Origin of the sequence: Lactobacillus sp. Sy-1 (assembly GCF_019303535.1) — a bacterium.
Classification (GTDB): domain Bacteria; phylum Bacillota; class Bacilli; order Lactobacillales; family Lactobacillaceae; genus Nicoliella.
In genome coordinates, this window is sequence record NZ_JACCIU010000002.1 from 1 (window position 1) to 12,285 (window position 12,285).

The window sequence follows — 12,285 nt, forward strand, 5'->3', positions numbered from 1 at the left end:
ACCTTTTGATCAGCAAAGATTGCTGGGGCAGCATCATAGTTACTATTCAATGGAATTTGCCAGAGCCGGCCAACGTCCTTCCCTTCCCCTATAAAGAACTGCTTTTGAGTTAGGGTCAGTTCGCCATTAACAACCGCAGCGGTGACCACTGGGTAACCAGGTTGTTCTAGCCAGGTCTTCATAATTTTAGCTAAGTCAATTCCAGATGCTTTCCCAAGGGCGTTCCAAAGATCATCACCCTTAGCATTTCCATACTTATGGGCAGCAAAATAAGCCTTTAGTCCCGCTCTTAGTGCTTCGTCACCAATAAGCGCCCGCACCATTACTAACATCCGGGCTCCCTTAGCATAAACGATTGCTGCATCAAAGAGGGCATCAATTTCAGCAGGATGGTTAACCTCCACGTGAACTGATTGAACTCCATCGGTAGCATCCCGTTGCAATGCTGCCGGAACATCCGCAGTTTGGAAACTTTCCCAGATATTCCACTTTGGTTCGATTGCATCAATTGCCACATATTCCATCATGTTAGCAAAACTTTCGTTTAACCAGAGGTCATCCCACCACTGCATGGTTACTAAATCACCAAACCATTGATGAGCTAGTTCATGGGCAATGACGGTCGCTACTAGTTGCTTATTAGAGAGGGCGGTGTTATCAGGATCTAATAGTAGGTAAGCTTCCCGATAGGTTACTAACCCCCAGTTTTCCATTGCCCCAGCTGAAAAGTCAGGAAGTGCTAATTGCCATGAATGAGGAAGTGGGTATGGAGTTTGGTAGAAATCTTCATAAAACTCGATTGAGCGTTTAGCAATGTCCAATGCAAAGTCAAGTTCTTTTGGTTCATGAGCCTTCGTAGCAAATACCCCTACTTTAACGCCACTTTCAGTTTTAGTTTCCTTGCTTTGTAAATCACCAAATCCAAATGCAACTAAGTAGGTAGACATCTTAACCGTTTCTTGGAAGTAGTGAACGCCGTCTTCTTCTTTGACTTCTGGCATGTTACTAATGACAGTTTCACCAGGTTGTTCATCATACTTAATCGCTAGGCTAAAAGTAGCCTTTGCTTCCGGTTCGTCAACACATGGAAATGCTTGCCGGGCAAAGTTAGTTTCAAATTGAGTACCCACTAACTGCTTCTTAACCCCATCAACTTCGTAGTAGGATGGGTAAATGCCCATCATGGTATCAGTTAGTGGAGCGGTATACTCAATCGTAAAAGTCGTTTTCCCAGTTGCTGGGAGTGCAAAGTTAATTAATTCAGCATCGTTATCCACGCTAAAGTCAACCGCGTCACCATCAACACTTACTGCTGATACCGAAAGGCCCTTTTGATGAACCGCAACTGAAGTTTGCTTAGCATTAGCAGTAACGGTCGTTTTCCCAGTAATTAATTTTTTACCACGATCAACATTGATCAATAAATCATAATGATCCGGTTGTAAAACCGGATAAAGTCTCTTAAATTCAGTCATTAACAGGTACCCCTTTAAATCATTTTATTATTTTAGTTTCATTTTTTTATTATTATATTTTAATTATACATTTTTGTAAAAAACTATGCCACCTTTACATCTTGTACTAATCAATTAACGATTGAAATACTACTGGATTATTCAGTGAGTACAAGTGGATATTATCGATCCCATGGCTGGTTAAATCAGCTAACTGGTCATTGGTAAATTGGCAGCCCAACGTCGTAAACCGCTCTGGATCTTCCACTTCCATAATATCAGCCAGCCGTTGGGGCACTTTAACGTGGGTCAACTGGATTAATTTTTGCACCCGTGTTCGATCCAAAACCGGTAAAATGCCCACCCTAATTGGTACTCTAATTCCAGTTGCCCTAACCCGTTTAAAAAATTCAATGATGGTTGTGTTATCAAACTCCACCTGGGTGACCAATTCATCACACCCAGCGGAAACCTTGTGCTTTAGGTTTTGAATATCGACAGCTAGGCTAGGCGCCTCATAGTGTCCCTCGGGATAGCAAGCCCCGTTAATTTTGAACTCCGGTGCAATTGATTTAATCAACTGGATTAAGTCACTCGCGTGTGGAAATTCATTCGAAGATTGTTGACCGTTAATCGCATCCCCACGAAGCACTAACAGCTGGTTAATGTTTAGCAAACGAAGCTTTTCAACTTGATCTAAAATGGCCGCTTGAGTCTGATAGTAGCCAGTCAAATGGGGAACCACCGGAATCTGTAATTGGTTTTGAATATGGTCCACAAACCCTAGCCAATCCCCCTGTTGTTGGTTGCCTCCCGCACCAAATGGGACGTACACCGCAAGCGGTTGAATTTTTTGAAGAAAATCAAAGTTACGCTGGTTCTCGTTTTCATCAGAACTAACCTGAAGCTCTAACGTTAGATTAATATTGGAACTGATACTCATTCGTTAATCACCATCCCCGTTCAATTTAATAACGCTCAGTAAAAAAATAAACAGAGCCCAACAAACAACCGCTGAGTTGAATGCTGGGCTCCGTATAGGATAAAGTTATCAGTCATTTTAAGAAGAAAGGAATACTAATTATAATCTGTGTCTAATATTAGGAAGAATGGAATTTTAAATGGTTATTTTAAAACTCAAAATAATCTAGTCATCGATAACTATCCATCACCATTATAAAAGCCATTCTACCAGTTCGTCAAGAATAATATTCGGTTAACCTAAAACGATTGATGGTTATAATTTAATAATTAACAATCAGTCTTGAACTTTGTTTTTCAAAACGAAAAAATTGTTTGTACAAACATTCAATCGCCCGCTGGTAATCTTTATTAGCAATTCCAAACACCACTTTAATGTCTGAATTGGTTTGAATCACTTGTTGGACCTTAATTTGATTATCCTCTAGTAAGTCAATCATCTTTCCAACTAACTTTGGCCGACCATAGAATGCTTCAGAAACGACTGCAATCTTAGCCATTCCCGTTTTCACTGAGACGTTATCTGGTTTCACAACCGCATTAATTCTAGCCACCAGGTGATCAAGCATCTCACTATCCACGTTTCCAGATAGGACGAACGTAATGGAATCACCAGAAAGAGAGTAAGTTGACTTTAGGTGATTTGCATTCACCAACTTGATTAAGTCAATAATTGCGTTTACATCATTGGATAACTGGTACTTCTTTACTGATAGAATCGCCTGATTTTGCTTTCCGGCAACCCCTGCAATGTCTGAATCATAATCAAAGTCCTGCTTACTTGTAACAACAAACGTCCCCCCTAAATCGGGTTGATTCGTATTCATAATTCTAATTGGGATCTGCTTAATTCGAACTGGTTGAATTGCCTCTTCATTAAAAACTTTAACCCCCAAGTATGATAATTCTTGTAACTCATCATAGGATAGAACATCCACCTTAGCTGGATTCTTAACGATTCGTGGATCCACCGCTAAAATCCCGTTCGTATCAGTCCAATTTTCGTAACATTGCGCGTTTACTAGGTTAGCCACTACTGCTCCTGAGGTGTCACCACCACCACGGGGAAGGAGGGCAATTTCACCGTCTGGGTCAACTCCATAGAATCCGGGAATTACACAGTGTTCGATGTTCTTGCCTAGCATTAATAGGCGCTGCTTAGATTGAGCGTAGTCCACCTTACCATTATTTAGGACTAAGAAGTCAGCAGAATCGACCATTGGCCAACCTAAATAAGCTGACAGGAGCTTAGCAGTTAGGTATTCTCCACGAGAAACCAGTTCAGCATACGTTAATTGGTTAATTTGGTTCGCAATGGCATCAAATTCTTCACGAACTGGTAGCTTTAGATTTAACTCCTCTACCATTGAATAAATGCGGTCCCAAACAGCATCAAGGGCACCCAGGTAATCCTTATTAGCATGAACTAGGTTGTAAATTTCAATTAACTGATCGGTTAGCTTAACGGGATTGTTAGTTCCCTTTCCGGCTGCACTAACCACTGCAATTTTACGTTGGGGATTTTGACTTAAAATCCCTTTGACCTTTTTTAGCTGACTAGCATCAGCCATTGAACTTCCACCAAATTTAGTAACAATCATTACTCAGCACCCCCTGAAACCCGCGCCATAAATGCAGTATCATCTGAAGCCAATACCCGTTTCATTATTGAGTGCATCGATGCAGCGTCAATATCCGAAACCGTTTTGTACTTACCATCAGTTGTAACGTTCCAGTTACTAGTTAATGAATCAAATTGATCAGAAGTGGTTCTAACAATATAGTCCCCTTTATCAAATTGATTATCAATTGTAAATTGTTTTTCTAGCGTCCGAATTAGGTGCTTTACCTGGCCATTAATGTCCAAAATATCTTGAACCACTGCATGACCAGTTGGCATCATTCCAGCACCCTGTCCAATAAAGCCGAGATCCCCGATAGATTCTCCATGAAAACTAGCATAATTAAAGTTATCATTAATACTAGCTTCAATTACGCCTTGTTGATATAGAACTGGTTCGATCACGTAACTGAAGTGGTCTCCGGATAATTCGCTCCGTCCGATTAACTTAGCAACTAGCCCTAGGTCTTTAAAGTGGGCAATATCTTGAGCTTCAATTGTCCGAATGCCAAACTTAGGGAGGTTTTCACCGGGGTGAACCAACGTATCGTATGCTACATCAACACTGATACAAAGTTTATTTTCAATATCATAGCCATCAATATCGGCACTTGGATCAGCTTCAGCATACCCTAGGTCTTGAGCTTCCTTCAGTACTGATTCAAAAGATGCCCCCGTCTTTGTCATTTGATCTAAAATGAAGTTGCTAGTTCCATTGAAGATTCCATGAACAGAATCAACGGCGTCAATTCTAAGTCCCCGTTCGAGATTAACAATCCAAGGAATGCCGCCACCCACACTAGCTTCAAACCGGAATTGAACGTTATTTTCCTTAGCAACCTGCTTGAATTCTTCCATATACCTAGCTACAACCGCTTTATTAGCGGTAACGACATTTTTATGGTTTTGCAAGGCCTGCTTAATCATCGTATGCGCAGGTTCAATTCCCCCTAAAACTTCCACGACCGTTTCTACACTATCATCATTTAAGATGGCATCGTAATCAGAAGTTAACTTATCACTATCATCCTGAGCAACCTTTTCAGGACGAACAAAGATATGGGAAATATGGAGATCTGCTGTCATTGACATCGGATTGGCACCTTCAATTATCTTAACAATTCCTGTTCCTACGGTTCCCAATCCTAAAATCGCAATATTCATAAAACACAGCCTCCTAAATTTATGTAATTTGTATATTTTTAATAAACACTTGTTTTTTATTTAAAAACATACTATCATGGTTATAAATCAAATGCAAGTTTATGGAGGAATAAATTATGAATAAATACTACATAAGTACCCGGGATGCTAATATTAAAATTAACGCTAAGCAGGCGATTATTAAGGGCTTCTCAGACGACAAAGGATTATTCGTTCTACCCCATCTTTCAGAAAATAAGGTTGATTTACCGACCTTAATTAAGAAGGATTACCAGGGAATGGCGGCCGAGGTTTTAAGAATTCTCCTTCCCGACTTCTCTAATGAAGAAATTGATCAATGTCTTCATAATGCATACGACCATTCATTCAGCGATGATAGAATTACCCCCATTAAAGATGTCGATAATTTCCACGTTTTAGAGCTATTTCATGGTCCCACTAGTGCATTTAAGGACGTTGGCCTCCAACTACTTCCAGAACTAATGCGGACTGCATTAACTCCTGAACAACGCGTAATGATTTTAGCCGCTACTAGTGGTGATACTGGTACCGCTGCACTTGCTGGTTTTAAAGATACCGACCAAATGGGAATCAGCGTATTCTTCCCTGACGGCGGAGTTAGCCCCATTCAAAAACAACAGATGTTAACCACTAAGGGCGCTAACACCAATGTGGCCGCAATTGATGGTAATTTTGATGATGCCCAGACTAACGTTAAGCAGATTTTTAACGATGCGGACTTAAAGGCTAAGTTAGGCTCTAACATCAGCCTATCCAGTGCTAATTCAATCAACATCGGCCGCTTGATTCCACAAATTGTCTACTACTTTAATGCGTATAAACAACTAGTAGCAAATCAACAAGTCGAATTGGGGCAACCCGTTAGCTTCACGGTCCCAACCGGAAATTTTGGGGATGTTTTAGCTGGTTACTACGCTAAAATGCTGGGATTACCGGTTGAAAAGCTCGTGGTGGCATGCAATTCCAACAAGGTGCTAGCTGATTTCTTTGAAAATGGTGTTTATGATCGAAACCGGCCATTCTTTAAGACCGTAGCTCCAAGCATGGACATCCAAATTTCCAGTAATTTTGAACGGCTCTTGTTCTACAAGAGCGGGGAAGATTCATCAGCAATTAAGGCCCTAATGGATCAACTAGAAACTAGCGGTAAGTACCAGGTCAGTCCCGAATTACTAGCTTCAATTCAAGCTGATTTTGAATGTGGCTACAGTGATGACGCTCAAATCGAAGCATCAATAAAGGAAGTCTTTGAAAGAGACCACTACTTGATGGATCCCCACACCGCCTCCGGTTATTCAGTTATGCGGGCCGCCCAAGCTAAGCATCCGGAAACCCCAATGGTGCTTTTAAGTACTGCAAGTCCATATAAATTTGTGGATGCAGTTGCAGACGCTGTTATGGGACACCACGAAGCAAATGCAATTGATACTACCAAGGCGCTATTTGATTTTACTAGGGTCGCCGTTCCAGAAAACTTAGCCAAAGTATGGTCATTACCAGAAGATCAGGCTCCAGTGATCGAACCCGATCAGATGGCGGAATTCGTTTATGAACGTTCAATGGAGGTGTTTAAGAATCATGATTAAGGTAACCGTTCCAGCCACTAGTGCTAACTTATCAGTCGGGTTTGATTGTATTGGAATTGCCGTTACAATGCATTCCACGTTCACGTTTAGCAAAAATCCAGATCAGCAGTTATCAATTAGTGGCTGCCCAGTGGACTTTCAAAACGCGGATAACCTAGTATACAAGGGTTTTAAGGCCGTTTGTGATTTTTTAGCCGTTCCCGTTCCAGCCGTAAAAATTAATATTCAAAGTGACGTTCCCGTATCTAGAGGGTTGGGTAGCTCGGCCGTCTGCATTGTCGGCGGGCTTGCCGGCGCTAACCAGTGGTTTGATAACCAGTTAAGCAATGAGCAGTTACTAGCAATTGCGACTAAGATGGAGGGGCATCCAGATAACGTCGCCCCAGCAATTTATGGTGGCCTATGCATGGCGTTCGTAGATTCTAATTCGCAGGTGCAAGTAGTTAAATATCCAGTCAATGATGAGTATCAATTTACTGCAATCATTCCCAATTTCAAAATCAGCACTGCCGATGCCCGACGGGTCCTCCCCGCTGAAATGAGCTATGCTGATGTTACCCACCAGGTTAGCCATAGTATGTTAATGACCCACGCAATCAGCACTGGTAACATTAGCCAGCTGGGTGAAGCGATGGACGATCGAATGCACGAACCCTTCCGGCAAAAATTAATTAATCATTTTGACCGGGTAAAGGCAATTTGTAATCAACTAGCCGCGGTCCTATACGTTAGCGGAAGTGGATCTACCATGATGGCAATTACTAACGCTCCTGATAAGCAACAGCAGCTTCGTTTGACATTGGAAGATGAATTCCCAGAATGGACTGTAAAGGCCGTTAAAGTTGATAATGATGGGTTTAAAAGCGAGGTGCTTTAAAATCGATAAATACTATATTGTTGACCAGTCGCTGCTTCCGGAAACGTTTAGTAAGGTCATCCAAGCCCGGCACATGCTTGATACTGGGCAATTCAAAAAAATTAGCGATGCGGTTAAGGCCGTTGGAATTAGCCGCGGTAGCTATTATAAGTATAAAGACCTAGTATATGAGGCTAATAATGCCTCGTGGGATCGTAAGGCACTGATTTCATTCATGTTGGATAATAAAAATGGCTTACTATCCCGAGTTCTTGCAACCATTTCAGATAGCAATGCCAACATTTTAACAATTAACCAAAACATTCCGATTCATAACGTCGCCAGTGTTGTTATTTCGTTGGATTTAACCCATATGGAGCACACGATTGATGAACTACTAGTCAGTATTAGGAACATTGATGGAACCAGTAACGTGAACCTTATCTCAATTGAATAATAACTAAAAATAGGGAATTGACCAAAAATGTCAATTCCCTATTTAATTAGATAATTATTGTTAAAAATCATGATGGATAAGTAAACAATTGCTAAGACGGAAAATAAATAGAACAATTCTTCAGCTGGACCACCAGTCTGGTAAAAGTACCATTTGCTACGGCGGCTCCCCGTTCGGCGGTATTTTTTGGAATCGTCATTCACTGTGATTGGATAAAACCACCGCACCCCCTGCTTAGAAAAACTATCTTCAATTAAGTGCAGGAGGTATCCAGCAAACACTGCCCAATAAAAGACCCGCTGAAAGTTAATGTTAGCAAAATTGGCTTCCATTAGCTTAAAAACAGGCAGGGATTTGGCCGCAGCCCCCATTAGTAGCACCGACCAAATACTGTGGGTCCAGGTCCGGTGCTTTTGGATTGCAAAAATGAATCCGAACACCCCAAAGAATCTATTAATTCTAGTGTTTTTTACATCTATATCTGGCATTTGAGCGCCAATCCAGACCCCCAAGACACTAATCATTTCAACAGCAATGGGTTGATTCGTAACAAATAATCCTCCCAAAACCAATGCCTCTGAAGCGGCGATATGCGTTCTACGAAGTGCCATCGCTTTTTCATCTCTTCCTAGTCTTCAGAATAGAGGGCCTCCACTATTTCCGGCTCCATCTTTTCTGGTTTTGTAATTGGTGCATATCGCTTAATTAATTGACCATCACGACCAATTAAAAATTTAGTGTAGTTCCACTTGATCCGTCCATGTCCGGATTCTTCCTTTAGGTATGCAAACAGTGGATTTGTGTCATCCCCATTTACCTTTACGGGTTTTGTCATTGGGAATGTCACTCCATAGTGCATTTGACAGTACTCACTAATTTCCTTATCACCTGATAGTTCTTGTTTGAACTGGTTAGATGGTAATCCCAAAATTTCTAGTCCATCTTGGTGGTATTTCTTATATAGCGACTCCAAATCTTCTAATTGACCAGCCAATCCACATTTACTTGCGGTATTAACCACTATGACTACTTTATCCTTATATTCGCTGAGTGGGAGTGATTGGCCACTCATTTCAGTTTCGGTAAAATCATAAATTGAACTCATCAAATAACACCCCTCCATATTTATTTATGAATATAATTATCACACATTAATATTCTTTATGCTATTCAATTGTCTCAAACTTTAAACAAAAATAAAAAGCCCTCTGAAAAGAGGACTTTCTAATTGACTATCTTAATTACTGATTATCAGCTTGTGCTTGAGCAGCTTGACCTAAGATGTTCAAGTAGTTAAATGGACGGTCAAAGTTTGGTTGGAATAACATATCAACCATTGCTAAATCATCAATTGTATTGTTGTTTTGAATACATACTGAAAGGGTATTAGCAGATTGTGAGATATCATACTTACTCATCAAAGCACCACCAAGAATCCGACGCGTATCTGGATCATAAACTAATGACATCAATACTGGCGTAGTAGTAGGCATGAATTCTGGACGATAGTTATCTTCAATCACAACTTCGCGAGCTTTAACCCCTTGTTGTTCAGCGTTAGCCATTGTTAAACCGGTAGAAACGATTGCGTTTCCGTATAGTTCAAGTCCTGATGAGGATTGAGTCCCCATGTACTTAACAGTCGGCTCTACAAGGTTCTTACCAACTAAGATTCCTTGACGAACAGCATTTGTAGCCAATGGAATGTAAGCATCCTTACCAGTTGGGTTATAGTGAACAGCTACACTATCTCCCGCCCCGAAAATGTCAGGGTTTGAAGTTTGCATGTAGTCGTTAGTCTTAATGGCACCGTTTGGTAACATGTCAACCTTACCCTTTAATAGTTCTGTGTTTGGTCTGAAACCAACACAAAGGATGGCCATATCAGTCTTGATTTCGCCCTTGTCAGTAGTGATGGTTAATTCATCATCCCCAGCAAACTTAGAAACCCGTTGGTCTAATAGTAAGTTGACCCCGTGTTCCTTGTAACTAGCTTCAATTTTGTCAGTGAACTTTTTATCAAAGTATTTGGACATTACTCGATCGTTAGTATCAACTAGAGTTACATCGTGACCATGGTTAGAGTAAGCTTCTGCTAACTCAGCTCCGATGTACCCACCACCGACGATGGTAATGCGCTTGTTGTCCTTAGCTTTTTCAAATAGGACTTGGGCATCATGCCAGTTCTTACAAAGGTAAACGTTCTTGTTATCAACCCCATCAATTGGTGGTAAAACAGGACGTGAACCAGTCGTCATAACTAACTTGTCATAACTTTCAGTAGTAACGGCTTTGTTTTCTAAATCTTCAACTTCTACGGTCTTGGCGTCAACATCTACAGACTTAACGTCGTGTAACATTTCAACGTCTGCACCAAGATCCTTTAATTCCTTAGGATTTGAGTAGAATAGTCCTTGTGGATCAGCAACCTTTCCATCTAAGAAAAGCGCAATCCCACAAGAAAGGAATGAAATATTGTCATTTCTTTCGTACACCGTTACCTGTGCGTCTGGATGTTCCTTTAAAATTTGTTTAACAGCAAACGTCCCTGCATGCGTACAACCTATAACAATAACCTTCATAATTAAATCTCCTTTAACCTGAACAACTCAGGTAATAATGTCTATTAATATAATTTATGGCTTTATCATAATCCATTGTGAAGACAATAACAAGTAGGTTGTTCACGAATTAATATTAATTTATGAATTAATAATTCATGCAAAACAAATAAAGCATTCCCGCCATCAAAATCACGGAAATGCTTTATTTCAAATTAGAATTATTTTAAATCTTCGATTGCTTGTTGTGCTGCAACATTAATGATGTTCCAAGGACGATCAAAACCAGGTTGGAAGAAGAAATCAGCATATGCTAAATCTTCAACGGTCATCTTAGCTTGAATTGCCAATGAAATTGCATTAATGTTTTGAGTTGAATCTTGGGTAGACATTACTTGAGCTCCTAATACTACGTGGCTGCTTGGATCGTATGTTAACTTAAAGATCACTTCAGCATTACCAGCGGCATCTGGAACGAATGGTGGTCTAAAAGTATCCCTAACAACTGTGGATTGGGTTTTAACTCCAAAACGAGCTTCAGTCCCTTCCTTAATCCCAGTTGAAGCAAACTTGTAGTCAAATACTGAAAGCGCACTGGAACCAGAAACTGGTACCATTGAGTGCTGCTTGCCGAGGGCGTTTAGGGCTGCGTTGCGACCTTGGCGTCTAGCAGTAGTAGCAAGTGCGATTCTAGCTTGAGTCCCAGTAGGTGCAAATGGAACTAGCGTAGCATCACCAACTGCATAGATATCAGGGTTGCTAGTTTGGTTATGTTCGTCCACCTTGATCAAACCATGGTCATCTAATTCAACGACCCCGTTTAACCATTCAGTGTTTGCGTGAATTCCAGCAGCTTCAACTACTAAGTCAGCTGGAATTTCAACTCCCTTTTCAGTAACGGCAGCGGTAACCTTACCATTTTCACCCTTATATTCGGAAACCCCTTGGCTTCCATAAAAGTCAACGTTATGATCCTTCATAACGTTAGTTAATGTATCTGTGAATTCCTTATCCAAGTAAACCCCTAATAGCCGTTCGTTATGTTCAACGATTGAAACCTTCATTCCAGCTTTAGCAAATACTTCAGCGGCTTCAATTCCAATGTAACCAGAACCGATTACAACTACGTTCTTAACTGATGGGTCAACCGTTTTTTCCTTTAATTTAATTGCCCAATCACGGCCACGCATTTTGTATACGTTTTCTAAGTCTTCACCATTAACGTGCAGGTTAGCAGGAACGGCACCAGGACTCATGATTAACTTATCGTAACTTTCATCCCGTTCTGAACCGTCATTATGATTAACAACGTGAACCGTGTGCTTATCTGGATCGATTGCTGCAACTTCTTGTTTAACAAAAACATCGACCCCTTCTTTACGAACTTCATCGGGTTTCGCATAGCTAACATCATTAACGTGCTTTACTACCCCTTCAAGGTATAATTGCATCCCACATGATAAGAATGAGATAAAGTCACCCTTTTCATACCATTGGATTTCGGCATCTGGGGCGTCCAATAATACCTGACGAACTGCTTCATATCCACCGTGTGATGATCCTACAACAACAACTTTCATAATT

At 40.8% G+C, this 12,285-nt stretch carries 11 protein-coding genes; 3 read left to right on the forward strand and 8 right to left on the reverse strand.

Features of this window, described 5'->3' with window-relative positions:
- The 4 genes from HZL42_RS06690 to HZL42_RS06705 all read right to left on the reverse strand — a co-directional run.
- The coding region (locus tag HZL42_RS06690; protein ID WP_219282881.1) for a M1 family metallopeptidase at positions 1-1,475 on the reverse strand (1,475 nt) is incomplete at its 3' end.
- A gap of 106 nt (positions 1,476-1,581) precedes the next feature.
- Complete coding sequence (locus HZL42_RS06695) at positions 1,582-2,397, reverse strand: methylenetetrahydrofolate reductase (RefSeq protein ID WP_219282882.1); 816 nt, start codon at positions 2,395-2,397, stop codon at positions 1,582-1,584.
- A gap of 301 nt (positions 2,398-2,698) precedes the next feature.
- On the reverse strand, positions 2,699-4,036 hold the full coding sequence (locus HZL42_RS06700) for an aspartate kinase (protein WP_219282883.1): 1,338 nt from the start codon (positions 4,034-4,036) through the stop codon (positions 2,699-2,701).
- Positions 4,036-5,220: a homoserine dehydrogenase gene (locus tag HZL42_RS06705; protein ID WP_219282884.1), complete on the reverse strand. Its 1,185-nt coding sequence runs from the start codon at positions 5,218-5,220 to the stop codon at positions 4,036-4,038. Before HZL42_RS06705 ends, HZL42_RS06700 begins: the two co-directional genes overlap by 1 nt.
- A 116-nt stretch (positions 5,221-5,336) precedes the next feature.
- Between HZL42_RS06705 and thrC the strand changes: the two genes are divergently transcribed.
- The 3 genes from thrC to HZL42_RS06720 are packed head-to-tail and all read left to right on the forward strand — an operon-like array spanning position 5,337 to position 8,140.
- Positions 5,337-6,827, forward strand: coding sequence for a threonine synthase (gene thrC / locus HZL42_RS06710; RefSeq protein WP_219282885.1), 1,491 nt, complete (start codon positions 5,337-5,339; stop codon positions 6,825-6,827).
- Positions 6,820-7,704, forward strand: coding sequence for a homoserine kinase (gene thrB / locus HZL42_RS06715; RefSeq protein ID WP_219282886.1), 885 nt, complete (start codon positions 6,820-6,822; stop codon positions 7,702-7,704). Before thrC ends, thrB begins: the two co-directional genes overlap by 8 nt.
- A 1-nt stretch (position 7,705) precedes the next feature.
- On the forward strand, positions 7,706-8,140 hold the full coding sequence (locus tag HZL42_RS06720; RefSeq protein WP_219283302.1) for an ACT domain-containing protein: 435 nt from the start codon (positions 7,706-7,708) through the stop codon (positions 8,138-8,140).
- Positions 8,141-8,178: 38 nt separating this feature from the next.
- Here the strand turns inward: HZL42_RS06720 and HZL42_RS06725 are convergent, their stop codons facing one another.
- The 4 genes from HZL42_RS06725 to HZL42_RS06740 all read right to left on the reverse strand — a co-directional run bounded on the left by HZL42_RS06725 (position 8,179) and on the right by HZL42_RS06740 (position 12,281).
- On the reverse strand, positions 8,179-8,751 hold the full coding sequence (locus tag HZL42_RS06725) for a metal-dependent hydrolase (protein WP_219282887.1): 573 nt from the start codon (positions 8,749-8,751) through the stop codon (positions 8,179-8,181).
- Positions 8,752-8,768: 17 nt separating this feature from the next.
- Positions 8,769-9,245, reverse strand: a complete 477-nt coding sequence (locus HZL42_RS06730; protein ID WP_219282888.1) for a glutathione peroxidase — start codon at positions 9,243-9,245, stop codon at positions 8,769-8,771.
- Between the two features lie 136 nt (positions 9,246-9,381).
- The gene (locus HZL42_RS06735) at positions 9,382-10,722 is read right to left on the reverse strand and encodes an FAD-dependent oxidoreductase (RefSeq protein WP_219282889.1); all 1,341 of its coding nucleotides are present in this window, start codon (positions 10,720-10,722) and stop codon (positions 9,382-9,384) included.
- A 200-nt stretch (positions 10,723-10,922) separates the two neighbouring features.
- Positions 10,923-12,281, reverse strand: a complete 1,359-nt coding sequence (locus HZL42_RS06740; RefSeq protein ID WP_219282890.1) for an FAD-dependent oxidoreductase — start codon at positions 12,279-12,281, stop codon at positions 10,923-10,925.
- Between the last annotated feature and the right edge of the window lie 4 nt (positions 12,282-12,285).